The organism is Natrinema ejinorense, from assembly GCF_002494345.1.
Lineage (GTDB): Archaea > Halobacteriota > Halobacteria > Halobacteriales > Natrialbaceae > Natrinema > Natrinema longum.
The window spans coordinates 201,357-219,506 of sequence record NZ_NXNI01000002.1; the positions used below are offsets into that span (position 1 = coordinate 201,357).

Here is an 18,150-nt window from a genome sequence, read left to right on the forward strand (position 1 = left end):
TCGCCGGCGTGCGGAAGAGTACCCCGATTTCGGCCGAGCTACTGGGACGACGATCGAACCGCTTTGGAATTGCGACGGTCGCGACTCCCCAGTGCGGTGGCACTCGCGATTCGACCCCGGAATCATCAATTTTAGATGTATGTTGGTTCTTTGATATAGTATGCAACACGAGTTGTTGATTACGCATCGAACGGCTCACCCGTCGAAATTCGGTAGTCGCGGAACGATACCACGGCACGTTTCCCGACTCTCGACACGAGGGCGGGATGGCCACTGACCCTCACCGACGTTTTTATAATCGGGACGACAACGAACTGCTGTCACTGTGTGACACGAGAACAGGGTGATTAATAACGCATGCCACGAAACATCAACCCATGACGAACGAGAACCGCCTGGATGCCTATCACTTCTACGAGGAGGAGTGGGAGAGCTACGACGCGTTGCGAGACGCCTTCGAATGGGAGGTGCCCGATCGATTCAACATGGCCACCTCCCTCTGTGACCGGTGGGCCGACGACAAGGGCCGGGTCGCCCTGTTCGCCGAGGACGAGTCGGGCAATCAGGACACCTACACGTTCTGGCAGTTGCGGAACGTGACGAATCGCCTGGCGAATTACCTCCGCGATCAGGGCGTCGAGCGAGGGGATCGCGTCGGCGTGAACGCGCCACAACGGCCGGAGACGGTGTTCGCCCACATCGCGGCCTGGAAGCTGGGTGCGATGTCGGTACCGCTGTCGACGCTGTTCGGGCCCGATGCGCTCCAGTATCGACTCGACGACTGTGATGCCGTCGCAGCGGTCGTCGACGAGTCGAACGTCGACGCGTTCCGTGAGGCCCGCGAGTCGGTGCCCTCCCTCGAGACGACGCTGACGGTCGGCGACGTCGATCCGCGGCCCGACGAGGGCGAAGCGGATTGCTGGGACGCGATCGAGGACTACGACCGGGAGTTCGACGTCGTCGACACCCACCGCGAGGACGATGCCGTCCTCATCTACACGTCGGGAACGACGGGCGATCCCAAAGGCGTCCGACACGCACAGCGGCTGCTCCTCGGGCACTTGCCGCTTTTCATCACCACGTTCGGAAACATGCGTCTCGAGGAGGGCGACGTCTTCTGGACGCCGGCGGAGTGGGCCTGGATCGCGTCGACGTTCGACGTCGTCTTCCCGGCGCTGTACTACGGCAAACCGGTCGTCGCGTACAATGGGGGCCAGTTCGACCCCGCGGACGCGTTCCGGATCATCGAGCGCTACGGCGTGTCGAACTTCTTCGCACCGCCGACGGCGCTTCGGATGATGATGCAGGTCGAGGACACCGACCGCTACGACGTGGGGACGTTGCGAACGATCGCCAGCGGCGGCGAAGCGCTCGGCCAGTCGATCGTCGAGTGGGCCGACGACACGTTCGGCGGAACGACCGTCCACGAGGGATACGGCCAGACCGAGGCGAACCTGCTCGTCGGCGGCTGTACGGCACTGACCGAGTTCCGCGAAGGGTACATGGGTCGGCCGGGCCCAGGCCACGAGATCGAGATCGTCGATCCCGACACGGCGGAACCGACCGTCGACCGGGGTTCGGTTGGCGAAATCGCCGTCCGTTACGACGATAACCCGGTCTGTTTCAAGGAATACTGGAACAAACCCGACAAGACCGATGCGAAGGTCAGGAACGGCTGGTTGCTCACCGAGGACCTCGGTCGGATGGACGACGACGGCTACGTCGCGTTCGTCAGTCGCAAAGACGACGTCATCATTTCGGCGGGCTATCGGATCGGTCCCGAGGAGGTCGAAGACAGCATCGCCGGTCACGAAGCGGCGGCCGACGCCGCCGTTATCGGCGTTCCCGACGACGAACGCGGCGAGGTCCCGAAGGCGTTCGTCGTCCTCGCCGACGGCTACGAACCCACCGACGACACCAGGGAGACGCTCCGCCAACACGTCCGCAACCGATTGGCGAAATACGAGTACCCTCGAGACATCGAGTTCGTCGAGGAGATGCCCACGACCGCCACGGGGAAGGTTCGGCGTGCGTCGCTTCGTGAACGCGAAGGGCTGTAGCAAGGTGCGATTGCGGGTGCGTATGAGTCCCATACGCGTCGATACAGAGTTTTCGTTCGGAGACTCGAGCACCAGGCGAGACGGACGAAATAGAGCGATCGGTATCGGTTCCCGAGTCCGCCAACCGGCCGTCGTTGCGCAAGGAGGAATCTAGTCACTGTTTATAGTGATATGATGAACCACGAACGGGCTATATACTACGATTTTGAATATTGATCTTTCTTTATATGTTTGCTCGAGCGGGTTCGCCCTCGCTCCACAATCCGGCGTCCAGGACGGGTCGACAGCAAGCCGTAGTAGACGGCCATCGACGGGCGATAGCAGATCGTCGTACGGTCGGTACGGTGTGACCCCGTCCGGACAGTGCTGCTGCCTTTAGGTTCGGATCCGATCTGCTACATGTGTCCGGATACTGCCACCAGTCCGATTTTGTGTTTGTCGCTCGAAAACGGTCTCATGGGCTGTCGTCGCGGTCGCTCGTCGAAGGACACCGACGACAGTCGTCACCTCGAATTGCGTTGTGCTCGATGTGGATCGGGGACCGAAACGACCGGAAACATCTAAAAAACGATATGTGGCTATATACTAAACTCTTTACAATCTCTCGAGTAACAACTGTGTCGTAGTTGGTACAACGATCGTACTCTGTTGTCGCTCCGCTCGATCGTTCCGGTCGAGACCCGAAGTTGCGCGACGCTCCCGTGCGAAGCTCCGACAAGAGCTTCACGATGGGCGTTCACATCGATATCGGTGTCTCTCTGACCGACTCGGGTCATATTGGCGGGGTGACGGAGTGACATCGACGGGACGTCGATCGAACCGTTCGATGGCCCGCTGTAAGGTGGCTTCCGACGGACTGAGTCGGGTCGCGCCTACGATGGGCTGTACTCACGGCCGCCGCAGTAGTCGCGTCCATCTCCGTCGCCTTCCGCGCCGCTCGCGTCGCCGACATGTGCCGCCGGTTCGACACGGTAAACTATTTGATAGTCGGCTGCGTCGCCTGTTACTATGTCTCGAGGAGTACATACGACCGACGCAACGATCATCGACTTCTGTGCGCACATCCACCCGGACGACCCGCCGGAGACCGAATTCTTCAACCAGTTCATGGACGACGACATCGGCGAACCGGTCTATCGCGACCTCGATACGTACGTTCGCCACTACGAGGAGGCCGGACTCGACGGTGCCGTTCTCTCCCAACCGTACTACATGGGTCACGAGGATGTCGACCGAACGCGGCACGCGAACGACGTCCTCCTCGAGGGGATCGACGGGCGCGAGAACTACTACGGACTGGCTTCGATTCCGACGGCTGCGGGCGGCGAGGCCGCCGCCGCGGAGTTCGAACGCTGCCTCGAGGCGGGCTACCACGGCGGTGCACTCGAGACGCGCTCGGATGGGATCGAACCACACCACGAGGCGGTCGAGCCCATCTTCGAGGTCGCCGAGGAATACGACGCACCGATTCTCGTCCATCCGAAACTCAACGACTCGCTCTCTCCCGATGCGCTCGACGATACGTGGCTGTTGAACGCGACGTTCGGTCGCGAAGTCGCACTCGCCGCGAGTATCGCGAAAGTGGTCCACACGGGCGTCCTCGACCGCCATCCGGATCTGAACCTGGTCTACCACCACAACGGCGGCAACATCGCAGGGATGCTCGGTCGCGCTCAGCTCATGCTCGAGAAGTTTCCGCCACAGAAGTGGGCAGACCGGAAAGGCGAGCCCCTCGGCGGCCAGGTCAAGGACTTCGATTCCTTCCAGGCCCAACTCGAGGACCGGATCTACATCGACACGGCGGGGTTCTACGCCTATCACAACGTTCTCAGGAGCGCACTCATGCAGTTCCCCACGTCGCAACTGCTCTTCGGGACCGACTTCCCCTTCGAGGCGCGAACGCCGAAGGACTTCGAGGACTACGTCACGCTGATCGAACGGGAAACGGGAACGCCGGATTCCGAACGGATCCTCGGCGGCAACGCGCTCGATCTGCTGGCCAACGTCGACTGAAACCGGTTCGGTAGGCGGAGACGCGCTCGAGTTCTCCCCGATCTGGGGGTCACGCTCACCGTTTCGGAAGGAGCGCGAAGATGGCCGTGGCGACGGCAGTCAGGCCCGCCAGCAGGTAGAACGCTTCGTCGAAGCGGCCGAGATCCGACAGCCAGCCGACGACCGTCGAGCCGGTGGCCCCGACGACGAAAAACACGGTTCGAAGCAGCCCCCAGGTGGTTCCCATCGCTTCGTCGGGGAGGTTGTCGATGATATACGGGTTCATCACCGACGGGCCCGCGACTTGGGTGGACGTCACGACGATCAATAGTGTCAGTGGGAGCAATCCCCCGAACGACGGAAGCAGACCGATGGTGAGCGCTGCGGCGGCAGCGACGAGGAGCACGACCGGCCGGGTTCCGTACCGGTCCGTTGCGCTACCGCCGAGCAACTGGAATCCTGCACCGACGAGAAAGAACAGTGCGAACAGTCCGTTGGCCGTCCCCTGGTCCAGTGTCTTTTGCTCGATGAGATACGTCGGCAGGAACGACGTCAATGCCTGAAACGTAAACAGCAGCACGACCATGCCGAGAAACCCCGCGACGACCGCTCGATCGGTGAACGTCCGTCGGAGCGATTCGGACAGTTCCCCACGCGAAAACTCGCCGTCCTCGGTTTCCTGCGGGGAGCGTGGCGTAATCGTCACCCACGTCCCCACTGCAGTCCCGACGAACAGCGGAACCGAGAGCCCGACCACGAACCGCCAGCCGGCGATATCGGTGAGCGCACTCCCGACGAACGGCAGCGCAGCCGATCCGACGCTCCCCGCAGCGAGAGCGATGCCGAACGCCCGACCGGGATTGGGCTCGAAGAACCGCGAGAGGGCGATGCCACGCGATGTGCCAAAGAGGCCGGTTGCGAGTCCGAACGACCCACACGCCACGAGGAAGATGCCGAAAACCGGCGCAACGCCGATGAGACCGAGGCTGACCCCGGCCAGGGCGAGACTCAGGCTCAGGAGGAGGCGCTCGCCGAGCCGATCGACGAGCACTCCGGCCGGAAGTTGCATGATCCCGTACCCGACCCAAACGACGGTGATCGCGAACCCGGCGGTCGTGTTGCTGATCTCGAAGGTTCCCCTGATCTGGGGCAGAATCGCGGGTAACAGAAATCGGGTTCCCAGCGTGAGAAACCAGCCGAACGCGATCAACCCCAAGATCCCGTTTTGCGTGCCCCCGTACGGTCGGCCGACTATCCTCTTCAAATAGCTCACTGCGCTCACCTTATCAGCCGATGGCAAGAAGCAACGCAATCCGGTATAAATTGCTGTGACTCTCGGGGAAGCCATCGTTCGAGAGTCGTCCGGGTCGAGCGACCCGCTCGAAAACCGGCGCTCCAGCCGTCATTTCGCTCGATTCTACCCGAGGCTCGACGAGCCCGGGGCCCTCCTCCTCGGCGTCGGCTCGAGTGACTCACGCGAACCCGCGGGCGATCCAGAAGACGACCATTCCACCCGCGACGGTCGCTGCGAGGTTCTCGGTCCGCCACGCGACGAAGCCGGCGACGATTCCGGCGATCAAACGTGGATTCACGACGGAGACGCCGCCGTCGATAGACACGAGATCCGGCACCACGAGCGCCGCGAGTACCGCTGGTGCAACGTAGCTGAGCACGCGCTCGGCCCACGGCGGCACCTCGTCGATCCGTTTGAAGAGGAGGAAAAAGGAGAGTCGAAACCCGAACGTGACGACCGCAACGGTCACGATGATCGCCCATACCGTTCCCGCAGAGATCGGCGTGCTCACGTCGACCACCGTCGCTCCCCGAAGACGCCGACCAGTATCCCGGCGAGGGTCCCGACGATCAGGCCGAGATTGAACGGAAGGCCGGCTGCGAACACCGCCACACTGCCGCCGGCTACGCCCGCGCCGATCGCGGGTCGGTCGTTGAGAACTGGGACGAGCAAGGCGATGAACAGCAGCGGAATCGCGAACTCGAGGTTCAGGCCGTCCGGAACGATGCCCCCGAAGAAAAGCCCTACGAGCGTGCCAGACTGCCAGACGACCCACGAGGCGACGCCGGCACCGACGTAGTAGGCCGCCTTTTCGTCGGTGCCGCCGTTTTCGAACGTCGCAATGGAGAGCGCATACACCGTATCGATGTTGAGGTATGCAAGCGAGATACGCTCGTTCAACGATTGACTGTCGAAATACGGGGCGAGCGACGCACTGTACAACAACAGCCGCAGATTGATGATCACTCCGGCAGCGACGATCACCACCATGGAAGCACTGGCATTCATCAACTCGAGCATCGCCGCCTGTGCGAGGCCGGTGTAGATCCCGACGGACATCCAGATCGCCTGTGGGGTCGTCAAACCGGTTTCGACGGCGGTAATCCCGATAATCACGGCGATCGGAAAGAGACTCACGAGTGCCGGGAGCAGATCCCGTGCACCAGCCGCGAATTCGTGGCGGGCGGACACGGCTCTCGAGACGCCCACCCGGTGGAAATAACTTCCGTTCTGAAATCGCTACACCGTCGGACGACCGTCGAGCCGATGACTGCAGTCGCCACTGAAACGATTGAGACACTGATCGCGACGCCATCATGCGATCAGGTGTGCATCGACTTTCAGTGGCTACCCCACCAGCGTACTGACGATGTGGACAGGGACGGACCTGTTGTCCCGAAATGTGCAACACCTCTGTGAGGTGCGACCGTCGCTACGAGCGCTCGGAACCGGCGGTGGTCCGCTGGTTTACAATGGTATGGTCGTAATCCAATCGGTTCACCGACGATGGCTTTCCTCGTAGGCCCCGGTCTCTATTCTGTGTGGTGGTGGCATGGAACACAGAAAATTCCGTATGCTGGGACACCTCTCGAGACGGTCGGTCCACTGTTGTGATGTTTGACACGCTATCGTATCGGTCGTAGTGACGGTAATAACACTCCGTGATGAGGGAGTCGTGACTCCCGCTGCGCGTTCACGATGGCGCGAGCAGAAAACGGAGCCGCTGCCGTTACTCAGCGCGAAGGTGCCGCCAGCGTCGCGGCCAGTTCCGGAATCGGGGACGACCTCACTCGTTCGGATCTTCGTCCCACTCGTGGGCGGGAGAGCCGCCGACGAACGATGCGAACACCAGACAGCCATAATCGGCGTCTTCCGAGTGATATTCCATCGGACCATGTGGCAGTTTCTGTCCGTAAATGTAGTCCCCCGACGTGAGCGTGTGGCCGTGGACGGTCATCGTTCCGTCGATGATCATGACCGCGTGGGCCGACGGATGGGTGTGTTCGGGTTCGATGTACCCCTCCGGAAAGCGGATGAAGAAGTCCGCGCGCCCTTCCGCTTCGTTCGAATTCACCGTATACGTTTTAACACCCTCCGGCAGCTCCATGTGGGGATCGTCCTCCCAGGGGATGTTCTCGACGTCGATGCTCCATTGGATCTCCGTTTCGGTGATCACCCAGTCCTGCGGTTCGACGTCCGGAAAGTCCTGTGCCATTGCGTGTGGTGTTTGACAGCACACGTGCATATACTTAATCGAAAAGAATGTTACATGTTCTCGTGACTCACTGTTACACCCAGCCGAGAGCGGCCATCCGACCCACTCTCCGCCGCCGGAGACCGTGTGTGGGAAGCTCACTCACAACTACTATATACGTCCAGAGAGGTGTTCACGTATGGCCGAACGACTGGGTTTTGTCGGTATCGGACGAATGGGTTCGGAAATGGCGAAGAACATGATGGCCGGTGGTGAAGACGTCATCGTCTTCGACATCGACGAGGATCGTGTCGCGGAACTGGTCGACGCCGGGGCGGACAGCGCCGAGTCGGTCACGGAACTCGTCGACGCAGCCGACATCGTGTTCACGTCCCTCCCGAAGAACGAAACCGTCGAAGCGGTGTATTTCGGCGACGACGGTATCCTCGAGTCGCTGACCGACGGGATGGCGGTCGTCGAGATGAGCACGGTCAAACCCGAGACGGTTCGACGGATTCAGACGGACCTCGAGGATCGCGGTCTGGACGTCGAGGTCGTCGACTGTCCGGTCATCGGGATTCCGTCGACCGCACGCGATGCGGAGCTGACGGTCCTCGTCGGTGCCACCGAGGACGGATTCGAGCGGTTGCGACCGTCCCTCGACCATATCGGGACCTCGATCGAACACGTCGGCGAGCCCGGCCGGGCGAAGGCGATCAAACTCGTCAACAACGTCGTCACGTACGGCAACTACGCGCTCGCCGCCGAGGTGTTCGCGCTGGCCGAGCAACTCGAGATCGGCCGCGAGGAACTCTTCGAGATCATCGACAGCGGTGCCGCACAGTCGTCGATCCTCGCTTCGAAGCTCCCGAACGTTCTCGAGGGGTCGTTCGAACCGGGGTTTACCGTCGAGGGTGCGCTGAAAGACCTCGAGTACGCACTCGAACTCGGCCACGAAGAACGGTTCGAACTCCCGGTCTCGGAGATGGTCGCCGGGCGATATCGGTACGCCATCGATCGGGGACACAGCGAGGACGATTACTCGATACTCATGGAGGCGCTTTCCGAGGAGTAGCTCAGTCGACGTTCGCCAACAGGTCCAGCGTGTTTTGCCCGAGAACTCGCGTTGCGTCCGTCGACGACGTGACGTCTTCGACGGTCGCGACGAACGCTTCGAGTTCGTCGTCCGTCCGCGGCTCGTAGGGAATATCCGTCCCGAACAGCAGCTGCGTGCTCGGGAACTCCTCGAGGGCCGTTCGGACCGGGGCGTGATAGCCGAAGAAGCCCGAGGTATCGACGTAGACGCGCTCTTCGAGTTGCCGTTTGAACGCCGCGGAGGATTTGATCGACTCCTGGCCCGGCCAGCGGCCGATGTCGTGGTGGAGGTGGACGCGACCGAGCATCGCTGCGATGTTCCCGCCGAGGTGGTGAAAGACCAGGTCGAGGTTTTCGTACCGATCGAGCAGCCCGGTGTGAATCGCCTTACAGATCCCTCGAGAGAGCGCCACTTCGCGCCCGAAGACCGCGTTCAGTCGATACGTATCGTCGAGGGTATCGGGGTGGATCGAGTCGTCGATTTTCGGGTGAACCAACAGCGGTGCGTCGTACGCGTCGGCCACCTCGAGGACGGGCTCGACTTCCTCGTCGGTCAGTTCGATCCCTTGCGTACTCGTCTCGAGCGCGCCGCCGTGGTAGCCCGCCTCGAGACAGCGTTCGAGTTCGGCGGCGGCCGTCTCACCGCCGGCCGCGACGGGGAGTGCGGCCAGCCCGTAGAATCGATCTTCGGCGTCGATCATCGACAGCAGTGCGTCGTTCGTTTCGGCGACCAGTTCGGCGTCGCCGTCGCCCATGTAGTAGGGTTGTGAGAGGACGGCCTCGTCGACCCCGGCGGCGTCCATCCGCTCGAGCAAGACGGCGGGATCGTGATGGATCGGGCCGAGCAACTCGTTGAGATCCGCGTCCGGGTTGTCATCCGATCCGGGAAGGTACTCCTCCGGATAGATGTGGGCGCCGAAATCGATCACGTGGTGGTCGGGTGTGTTCGGTGGTATCATAACGCGGTTTCAGATACCGAATGTCGTCGTATAACCGTTGTGTTCCCCGTTCGGTCCCGGGCTGAGTGAGTCTCCGTCACTGGTTTCCGGCCGTGACTCTCGGTCGAAAGCGTGTGACGGGATACCGAAAGGCAAACTATTTGATGGCCCCCTAAGTACGTGTTGTCGTATGACAGTCGAGATAGACCTCTCGGGACAGACAGCGATAGTGACCGGAGCCGGCCGCGGCATCGGTGAAACGATCGCGACGACGTTCGCACGAGCAGGCGCGGACGTCGTCGCAGTAGCGAGAACGCAGTCGGAAATCGAAGAGACGGTCGAACGAGTCGAGGAGTACGGCGTCGACGGGATGGCCGTCCAGACCGACCTCCGGAACGTCGACGAGATCGATTCGCTGATGGATACGGTACTCGAGGAGTGGGGAACGCCGGAGATCCTCATCAACAACGCCGCGTTGAACCTCACCAGTCCGCCCCTCGACCAGTCGCTCGAGGAAGTCGACGCGATGCTCGACGTGAACGTTCGCGGCCTGTTCTTGCTCTCCCAGCGCTTCGGCCAGGCGTTCCGGGAGAGCGATCGCGAACAGGGGCGCATCATCAACATCTCGAGTCTGACGTCGAAACTCGGCGTCTCACAGATGACGCTCTACTCCGGGACGAACGGCGGCGTGAACAGTATCACCCGGGGGTTGGCAGCCGAACTCGCCGACGACGGCGTTACCGTGAACGCGGTGATCCCCGGGCTGATCGAAATCGACAGGATCGCCGATCTCATCGAGCGGAAGGGAGACGAGATTTACGCGCTCGATCGCGTTCCACTCGGGAAGCTCGGAGAGGCACGTCACATCGCCGATGCTTGCCTCTTTTTCGCCTCCGACCTCTCCGAGTACATCACCGGCGAACAGCTGAAAGTCGACGGCGGCGTCGGCTTCACTGCGGGCCTCTACAAGTAAGGGTCGCCACCCGTTCGATTCGACGACAACCGCGACTCCCGTCGTTTACCGGTTCGTGCTCGAGGGTCGATTCCGTCCGTGCCGGCCGTCGAACGTCATTTCGGTTCCGCCTTCGGAAAACTCACTATCGTGACAGTAACCTCTATACGACAGTGTCGGAAACGGTGTCCTATGGAGTTAGACCTTTCCGGCCAGACGGCACTCATCACGGGTGCCGGCCGCGGCATCGGCGAAGAGATCGCGCTGACGTTCGCGGAGGCAGGTGCGAACGTCGTCGCGGCGGCTCGCACGGAGTCGGAGATCGAGGAGACGGTAGCCGACGTGGAAGCCCACGGCGTCGAGGGACTCGCCGTTCCGACGGATCTCAGATCGGTCGAGGCGATCGAAACCCTCGTCGAGACGACGGTCCGCGAGTTCGGTGGCTCCGAGATCCTGGTCAACAACGCGGCGTTGAACCTCACGAACCCGCCCGAAGCGCAGTCCCTCGAGGAGGTCGACGCGATGATGGACGTCAACCTCCGAGCCGTCTTTCTGCTCACCCAGCGATGGCGGGAGCAGTTCGTCGCGTCGAGCGCCGATCGGGGGCGGGTGATCAACGTCTCGAGCAACTCGGCGTATTTCGGCATCCCTGCGATGACGTTCTACGGCGGCACGAACGCCGGCGTCCTCGCGCTGACCCGCGGCTTCGCCGCGACCATGGCCGAGGAGGGGGTCACGGTCAACTCGATCGTTCCGGGACTGACCCGCGTCGACCGCATCGAGGAGCTGTTGGAGAAACAGGAACGCGGCGAAATCGATCGGATCCACCAGCTGGAGAACCATCCGTTGAATCGCCCGGCCGAGCCCGAGGAGATCGCGTACGCGTGTCTCTTCCTCGCGTACGATCTAGCGGATTACATCACCGGCACCAGTATCCTCGTCGACGGCGGGTTGGAACTCACGCGATCTCCCTATACGATGTGAGCGCGGTCACCCGCTCGACTCGCCATCGGCCGTTCCGAGACCTCTCGGCTCGAGGGTTCAACGGACGACGTGTTGTCAACGGACGGAGTGTTGTGCGAGTCCGCTCGACGACGGTTCGAATCCAGGGCCGAATCGATCGAGCCACAGGCGACGCGATGGACTACTGCTCCGGGTCGGCGAGCCGAGCGCCCGCCAGTCAGTCGTCGACTTCCCAGCCGACGAACTCGTCGTCGGCCTCGATTTCGATCTCGAACGCGTCTATGACACGGCCGAGCGCGAGGTATCCCGCTGCGGTGGCTGCGATCCCGACCATCGCGTTCTCGTCGAACCGCTCGGCGACTGCCTCGTGGAGCGACTCCGTGACGCGTCCCCGAACGACGGCCCGCGTGTACGCGATCAGTGCTTGCTCCGTCGTCGGGAAGACTGCGCGATCGTCGCGAGCGATAGCGTCGATCTCTTCGGCCACGAGACCCGCGTTCGTCGCGATAGCGACGTGCTGGTGCCACTCGTAGGGCTCCGCTATTTCCGAGGCAGTCGTCAGGATGACGATCTCTCGCTGCCGGTCGCTGAGCCCGGAGTGATTCCACAGTGCGCCGAGGAACCCTCGGAGTCCTTCCAGGACCCGTTCGTTGTTGCCGACCGCGCTGTAGACGTTCAACGTCTTTCCGGGTTGGAGCGACGAGACGATGAGTTCGCGATACTCGGGATCGATGTCCGTTGCCGTCACGTACGGAACTCGAGACATACTCCTCTCATCCGCATCCGAACCAATAGTCCTTCCCGTTCCCGCGGAGGTGCGGGTTCCGGTTACGACACGGTCTCGGTCAGTTTCCGATCGATCGAAACAGGTCGTTTCGTGGGTCCGTCTTCGGAACGGCGGCGAGCGAGATCAGATGGACAGGTCCAGTTGCTCTCGCTCGCCCACATCGTAGAGCCCGTGGTCGCTGATGCGGATTCCCGGCGTTTCGGGATAGGGACACAGCAGGAACTCGAGGCCGAACAGCGGCGTCGCTCGTCGGGATCGGTCCGGAGCGGATGGCGGTTTCGGGACACTCCCCGAACGATCGCTGACCCACCGGCGCGACCGACGCGACTACTGCTGGCTCGGGGACGACGCGCCCCTCCGACCGGAGGGTGACGAGTCGTCTACACCGGAGCGGAGATGCAAGTCTTCGAGACGCCGGAGGAGGGATGCAAGTCTTCAAGACGCCGGAGGTACAAGTATCGAGCGTAATGGTTTCACCGCTATGGAACACCGTTTTCTGGATCCTCGTCGGACTGTTCGGATTGAGCAATCTCGTTACTGCTATCCTGGGAACCGGTTCGGGGACGATTTTCGGGATGGCGGCATCGCCGACGACTGTGATCCTCTGGAACGCGTTCCTCGCCCTCTCCTGTTTTTACTTCGCCTACCGGAGCCTTCCGGACCGCGGCGAACGTTCGACGGAGTAACACGACGGTTGTCGCCGCTCGAGTGATTCTCGAAGCCCGCCTTCCACCCGTTGCCCCCGTGGCGTCCCCTGCTGGCCTCCGTCGACTCGAGGGACTAGGGGACGACGACGGCCTTCCCGAGGAAACTCGTCTCGGCGACGTCGCGGTGGGCCTGGCCAGTGTCGGCGAGGTCGTAGGTCCGTGCCACCTCGGCGGTGACGTTCCCCGACTCCAGGAGGCGTGCGATCAGTTTCAGCGCCGACGAGTAGTCCGACAGCGAGATCATCGCGAAGTGATGTAACGTGTGCATCTTCGCTCGAGCCAGGCCGCTATCCGGATACCGCAGTTCCGGTGCCGTACTGTCGATCGCGACGATCCGCGCTCCCTGCGAGGCGATCTCGGTGTTCAACTCGATGTGTTGATCGATTCGATGATCGAGAACGACGTCTGGGGCACCCGCATCGCCGATTGCACTCGCGAGGTCCGGTCGATCGTACGACAGAACGGTGTCAGCGCCGAGCGTTCGAACGCGATCGTGGTACTGCTCGGCGGCAGTCGCGACGACGGAGGCACCGGCTGCGGACGCGAGTTGCACGGCGACGTGTCCGACGCCGCCGCTCCCGCCGTGGACGAGACAGCGATCCCCCACGGCGAGCCCGGCGGTTTCGATCAGTCCCTCCCAGGCAGTCACGCCGACCAAGCCGATTCCGGCACCGACGGTAAACGCGATCCCGTCGGGGAGCTTTGCGAGGTGGGTCGTCGTCGCGACCGCGTACTCCGCACACGTTCCCTGCCGGTCGATACCCAGTCCCGTCCCGAAGACGCGATCGCCGACCGCGAACTCGTCGATGTCGTCGCCGACGGCTTCGACGACGCCGGCAAAGTCGGAGCCGGGAATCTTCGGATGCGGTCCCTGCGGATACGTTCCGTCCCGAAATTTGGCGTCGACGGGGTTTATGCCTGCTGCGCGGACAGCGACGAGCACCTCGCCTCGTTTCGGGCTCGGTCGTTCGATCTCCTCGCTCCGTAGCACGTCCGGTGAGCCGTGTTCGTGGTATCGAATAGCACGCATACGGTATCCTCTGTCGGCAAACTATAAAATCCTACAGATATCGTTGCGACGGACCGTCTCTCCGCCCGATGTCCCAGCCCATTCGGTTGTCGATTCGAACAGTCCGTACCGACCATCGAGCCGTCACACCCTCGGATCGGATACGAAACGGGTCCCGTCGCGACGTTCCGCCGTGAATTCGCGAGGAGGGGTCAGGAACACGGCGACTCGTGGGAACGCTGGTGTTACAGGTCGATCGTCGTCCCGACGCCGATGGAGCGAAACCGATCGTTCAGTTTCGATCGCAGGATCGACTCCGCCTCGAAGCCGGTACAGTGACCCGGAGCCACGAGGTCCACCGACTGTTTCTCGACGAGCCAGTCCGTGGTCTCGACGACGTCTGCTCGATCCATTCCGGAGAGATGCGTTCCGCCGATGATCGCTCGAACGTCGTCCTCGAGCACTGCTTCTGCGTATTCGACGGTATTGCGGAGTCCGGCGTGACAGCAGCCGAGGACGAGTCCCACTCCGTCGTCGGTTTCGATCGCGAGTGACTGGTCGTCGACGACGTGATCTCCGACCCGTGTGCCGTCGACGGGTTTCTCTCCCGCTGGATTGTCGGGGTACTCGCGTGGAATCTCCCCGAGCGCCCAGATTCCCGACGACACCTCTCGGGGGTCTCGGTGTTCGACGACGTCGGCCTCGTGCTCGATCTTCGTTCGAGCGTACGGAAGGCCGATGTGGTCGCCGTGATTGTATCGGGGCGTCCAGGCCTCTGGATGGAGGACGACCGTGGGCTCGTCAACGAGGAACTCGGGCAGGCCGCCGGTGTGGTCCTGGTGTCCGTGACTCAGTACGATCGTGTCGAATCGGGTTTCGCAGTCGAGCAGTCCGGCGTTGTGGTACGCCGCGTCCGACTGTCCAGTGTCGAACAGTACGTCGCCGACAGCCGCCGCGAATCCCCACTCGCCGACCAATCCCACCGGCCGGGATTCGGCGACGGTGTTGTCCGAGAGAACGGTTACCTCTACCATACCCCGTCGTTCGTCCGGCCGCCCCTTCAAACGATCGTTTTTCCCAGTTCGGAACGACGAAGCGGGCGCTATTTTCCGGGGAAGTTGACGTACCGATCGAGTTTTTCTCGAGCGTTCTCGGTGACCGACGAGCCGTGGAACACGAGCCCGACATCGAACTCGTACTCGAGCAATCGCTCGAGGCTCTCCTCGGCGCGATTGAGGTCCTTCGAGTAGTAGGCGGGCGGTAGGTGGAAGTAGCCCGCTGGAAGCCCCCGCTGGTCCGCGCCGGAGGCCGCATCGCCCATTACCGCGATGCCGGCGTCTTCGTCGATGAGGGCGTGATTGTCCGGTTCGTGTCCGGGCGCGTGAACCGCGGTGAAGCGGCCGATGGTGTCGCCGTCGCCGTACCTGTGCGTCGGCTCGGTCTCGGTCGCGGCCGTCGTCCGTTCGGGCACCCACGTCTCGAGGTCGTATTCGTCGACGAGTGCGTCGAAGCCGCCGATGTGGTCCCCGTCTCCGTGCGTGATGATGAGTCGCTCGGGGACGACGCCGAGGTCGTCGATGGCGTCGATCACGGTCTCCGCCGATTGGGCTAATCCGGCATCGAGTATCGTCGGCGTCCCTTCGGCGAACAGGAACACGCGATATCGCTTGCCGCTCTCTTCTACCAGGCTCGTGATGTCGAACACACCGTCGACTACTTCTGTTGGCACACTCCGCTATTTCGCCCGCAAATATAAAACAATTGTTTATGTATGATGGGGGACACTACGAGCGCAACGCCGGATGTCGCGGCGGCCATACCGCGTTCGTATCACGGACGAGAGGGGCAAACGAGCCCTTTTCGACGACCCTTTCGTATGGTTTTAAGCCGGGGGAGGAGAGACTGCCTCCAACACATGGAGGCCCCAGTATGAAGAGGACGGCCGTCCTCTCCGTCCTCGCGTGTTCGCTCATCTCCGCCGGGTTCTTTTCGTATCTCATTTCGCCGGCGAGCGTTTTGCCCCTCCTGTTGTCCGAGTTCGATATCAGTAGAACCGACGCCGGACTCTCGATTAGCGTTGTCTACCTGGGCTGGCTGGTCTTTCAGCTTCCGACCGGATACCTCATCGATCGGGTCGACGTTCGGTCCCTGATGTTCGCGAGCGTTGCGGTGTTCGTCGCCGCCGTTTTCGTCGGGACGGCTCTCACCGGCTATCAGTCCTTTCTCGCCGTCAGATTCGTCGCGGGAATAACTGGTGGTGTTCTCTTTACCGCCAGTGCCCGGATCGTCGGACAGGTCGTCCAGCCACGATATCAAGGGACGGCAGTAACGGCGTTTACCGCGAGCGGTCCGGTTGGGTTCGTACTGGGTCAACTCGGGTCGCCGCTCATCGCAGAACGGGTCGGATGGCAAGCCGTCTTTCCGGTCTACGCGACGATTACGCTCCTGGGTTATCTGCTCTTCCGACGAATCCAACAGGACCAGTCATACGATGCGGAGAGCATCTCCCTCCGTGGATTCGCGGAGACCCTTTCCAACCCGGCCGTGCTCCTGATTTCCCTAGCCGCATTGTGCACTAATTCGATGTATCTCTTTCTCAACACCTGGATTCCGACGTTCGCAGCCGAGGTCCATGCACTGTCGCTGGCGGGAGCAGGGGGAATTGCGGCCCTGATCCCGTTCATGGGTATCGTTGCGCGTCCGGGCGGTGGCTGGCTCTCGGACCGTCTCGGAACCCGTCGACGGCCGGTGATCATCGCGTCGTTTCTCCTCTCGGTCCCGGTCATTGCGGTGCTGACCCAAACGGTCACTCAGTCCGTGTTCGCGCTCTTCCTGCTGTCAGTCGGGTTCAGTCTGCAGTTGGCCGGGGGACTGTACTTCATCTACATCCAGGAAATCGTCCCGCCGAACGTCACCGGGACGAGTCTCGCGGTCGCCACGAGTTTCGCGATCGGCGGAGCGCTGGTCGCACCGATCGTCGGCGGCTGGCTCATCAACGCCATCTCGTGGTCCGCCGCGTTCGCGTTCAATATCCTGCTTGGCCTTGTGGGTATCGTGGCGATACTTCTGAGCCCGGAATCGGTCGACTCGAGCACCCTCGGCTAACGCCGGCGTTTCGCCGAGCTGTGAATCCTTCTCGTGGGTAAATTGCCGCGTGAAGCGTCCGACGCACTCCCTCGCTCAGCCGGCGAGTGCGACCAGCACGCCACCGGTGACGATGATTCCGGCGGCAGCGATGACCGTCGGCGTGACGCGCTCGAGTTTTCGCAGGAAGATCACCGAGAGCAAAACGACGACGAGTGGACTCGTCTGCATAATCGGCACGACGACGCCGACGGTAGAGACACTGAGACCGACGTAATAGGCGAAGATGAACGTCGTACTCGAGAGGCCCGCAAACACGTACCACCGCAGATCGGCAGCTCGAAGCCGTCCAACCGTCGGCAGCGACCCGATCCACGTCAGATAAACGGCGTACGCCAGGAGTCCCGCGATAGCCTGAACCGCGAGGCCGACGAACAGGGGCACCCCTTCCCTGAACCCGATCGATGCGAAGATCGGCTCCAGACCGAAACAAAACGCGGCCGCAAACGGCAGCGCGAGTCCGGTCCAGGGAACGCCCTCAGGAGTCGCTCTCGACGCTGCCGACCCGTCCCACGTGATGACGGCGATTCCGCCGATGATGGTGAGAACGCCGACGAACTGTAGACCGGTGACCGATTCACCGAGGACGAGTACCGACAGCACGGTCGCGTGCAGCGGGGTAGATGCCTTTATCGGTTCGGCACGACTGGCCCCCACCGTTTTGATGCCCTCGAAGAGGAAGGCCCGGCCGACCGCCGTCCCGAGTATGCCGGCAACGGCGAACGCCGCCATACCGGAAACTGGCAGTTGCGAATCGAGCGACGAGAAGGCGGCTATCGGGGCGAGGAGAACGGTGTTTACGACCAAGACGACGAACAGGACATCGGACGATCGTCCCTGGAGAGTCGCAACCCGCACGGTGAGTGCCTGAACGGCGAGCCCGAGTGCAGCAACGATCGCGAACGCGATACCGATATCCATTGTCATTTCGCTTTCGACACTCGATCTATACATGATTTTCGAGATAGATGAGGCGGGCACTCGAGAGCCACGTGCTCAGCGCTCACGGTCGCTG

17 protein-coding genes are annotated in these 18,150 nt (G+C 62.2%); 7 read left to right on the forward strand and 10 right to left on the reverse strand.

The window, feature by feature from the left end; translation table 11 throughout:
* Positions 1-377: 377 nt before the first annotated feature.
* Both CP557_RS20430 and CP557_RS20435 read left to right on the forward strand, forming a co-directional pair.
* The gene (locus CP557_RS20430; protein ID WP_097381865.1) at positions 378-2,060 is read left to right on the forward strand and encodes an acyl-CoA synthetase; all 1,683 of its coding nucleotides are present in this window, start codon (positions 378-380) and stop codon (positions 2,058-2,060) included.
* Positions 2,061-3,068: 1,008 nt separating this feature from the next.
* Positions 3,069-4,073 (forward strand): amidohydrolase family protein, encoded by a 1,005-nt coding sequence (locus tag CP557_RS20435; RefSeq protein WP_097381866.1) that lies wholly within the window; start codon positions 3,069-3,071, stop codon positions 4,071-4,073.
* A gap of 55 nt (positions 4,074-4,128) precedes the next feature.
* Here CP557_RS20435 and CP557_RS20440 read toward each other — a convergent pair whose 3' ends face one another.
* The 4 genes from CP557_RS20440 to CP557_RS20455 form a co-directional block, all read right to left on the reverse strand.
* The gene (locus CP557_RS20440; RefSeq protein ID WP_169924423.1) at positions 4,129-5,325 is read right to left on the reverse strand and encodes an MFS transporter; all 1,197 of its coding nucleotides are present in this window, start codon (positions 5,323-5,325) and stop codon (positions 4,129-4,131) included.
* Between the two features lie 199 nt (positions 5,326-5,524).
* Positions 5,525-5,857 (reverse strand): AzlD domain-containing protein, encoded by a 333-nt coding sequence (locus CP557_RS20445; protein WP_211290266.1) that lies wholly within the window; start codon positions 5,855-5,857, stop codon positions 5,525-5,527.
* Positions 5,854-6,537, reverse strand: coding sequence for an AzlC family ABC transporter permease (locus CP557_RS20450; protein ID WP_169924424.1), 684 nt, complete (start codon positions 6,535-6,537; stop codon positions 5,854-5,856). The genes CP557_RS20445 and CP557_RS20450 overlap by 4 nt, the downstream gene beginning before the upstream one ends.
* A 595-nt stretch (positions 6,538-7,132) precedes the next feature.
* Positions 7,133-7,561 (reverse strand): cupin domain-containing protein, encoded by a 429-nt coding sequence (locus CP557_RS20455; protein ID WP_097381870.1) that lies wholly within the window; start codon positions 7,559-7,561, stop codon positions 7,133-7,135.
* A 178-nt stretch (positions 7,562-7,739) separates the two neighbouring features.
* Here CP557_RS20455 and CP557_RS20460 point away from each other — a divergent pair, with 178 nt between their 5' ends.
* Complete coding sequence (locus CP557_RS20460; RefSeq protein ID WP_097381871.1) at positions 7,740-8,615, forward strand: NAD(P)-dependent oxidoreductase; 876 nt, start codon at positions 7,740-7,742, stop codon at positions 8,613-8,615.
* 1 nt (position 8,616) lies between these two features.
* Here the strand turns inward: CP557_RS20460 and CP557_RS20465 are convergent, their stop codons facing one another.
* Positions 8,617-9,594, reverse strand: a complete 978-nt coding sequence (locus tag CP557_RS20465; RefSeq protein WP_097381872.1) for an amidohydrolase family protein — start codon at positions 9,592-9,594, stop codon at positions 8,617-8,619.
* Positions 9,595-9,763: 169 nt separating this feature from the next.
* On the opposite strand from CP557_RS20465, the gene CP557_RS20470 reads away from it, so the two are divergent.
* Positions 9,764-10,546, forward strand: a complete 783-nt coding sequence (locus CP557_RS20470; RefSeq protein ID WP_097381873.1) for an SDR family NAD(P)-dependent oxidoreductase — start codon at positions 9,764-9,766, stop codon at positions 10,544-10,546.
* A gap of 171 nt (positions 10,547-10,717) precedes the next feature.
* The gene (locus CP557_RS20475) at positions 10,718-11,509 is read left to right on the forward strand and encodes an SDR family NAD(P)-dependent oxidoreductase (protein WP_097381874.1); all 792 of its coding nucleotides are present in this window, start codon (positions 10,718-10,720) and stop codon (positions 11,507-11,509) included.
* Positions 11,510-11,705: 196 nt separating this feature from the next.
* Here CP557_RS20475 and CP557_RS20480 read toward each other — a convergent pair whose 3' ends face one another.
* On the reverse strand, positions 11,706-12,254 hold the full coding sequence (locus CP557_RS20480; protein WP_097381875.1) for a carboxymuconolactone decarboxylase family protein: 549 nt from the start codon (positions 12,252-12,254) through the stop codon (positions 11,706-11,708).
* Between the two features lie 488 nt (positions 12,255-12,742).
* Here CP557_RS20480 and CP557_RS20485 point away from each other — a divergent pair, with 488 nt between their 5' ends.
* Positions 12,743-12,961, forward strand: coding sequence for a hypothetical protein (locus CP557_RS20485; RefSeq protein ID WP_097381876.1), 219 nt, complete (start codon positions 12,743-12,745; stop codon positions 12,959-12,961).
* 94 nt (positions 12,962-13,055) lie between these two features.
* Here CP557_RS20485 and CP557_RS20490 read toward each other — a convergent pair whose 3' ends face one another.
* The 3 genes from CP557_RS20490 to CP557_RS20500 form a co-directional block, all read right to left on the reverse strand.
* Positions 13,056-14,012: an NADPH:quinone reductase gene (locus CP557_RS20490; RefSeq protein ID WP_097381877.1), complete on the reverse strand. Its 957-nt coding sequence runs from the start codon at positions 14,010-14,012 to the stop codon at positions 13,056-13,058.
* A gap of 224 nt (positions 14,013-14,236) precedes the next feature.
* On the reverse strand, positions 14,237-15,025 hold the full coding sequence (locus CP557_RS20495; RefSeq protein ID WP_097381878.1) for an MBL fold metallo-hydrolase: 789 nt from the start codon (positions 15,023-15,025) through the stop codon (positions 14,237-14,239).
* Between the two features lie 68 nt (positions 15,026-15,093).
* Positions 15,094-15,720 (reverse strand): MBL fold metallo-hydrolase, encoded by a 627-nt coding sequence (locus CP557_RS20500; RefSeq protein WP_097381879.1) that lies wholly within the window; start codon positions 15,718-15,720, stop codon positions 15,094-15,096.
* 200 nt (positions 15,721-15,920) lie between these two features.
* Here CP557_RS20500 and CP557_RS20505 point away from each other — a divergent pair, with 200 nt between their 5' ends.
* Positions 15,921-17,096, forward strand: coding sequence for an MFS transporter (locus tag CP557_RS20505; protein ID WP_169924425.1), 1,176 nt, complete (start codon positions 15,921-15,923; stop codon positions 17,094-17,096).
* A 75-nt stretch (positions 17,097-17,171) separates the two neighbouring features.
* On the opposite strand, the gene CP557_RS20510 is transcribed toward CP557_RS20505, so the two are convergent.
* Entirely contained in the window at positions 17,172-18,062 is an 891-nt protein-coding gene (locus CP557_RS20510; RefSeq protein WP_169924426.1) for a DMT family transporter, read from the reverse strand.
* Between the last annotated feature and the right edge of the window lie 88 nt (positions 18,063-18,150).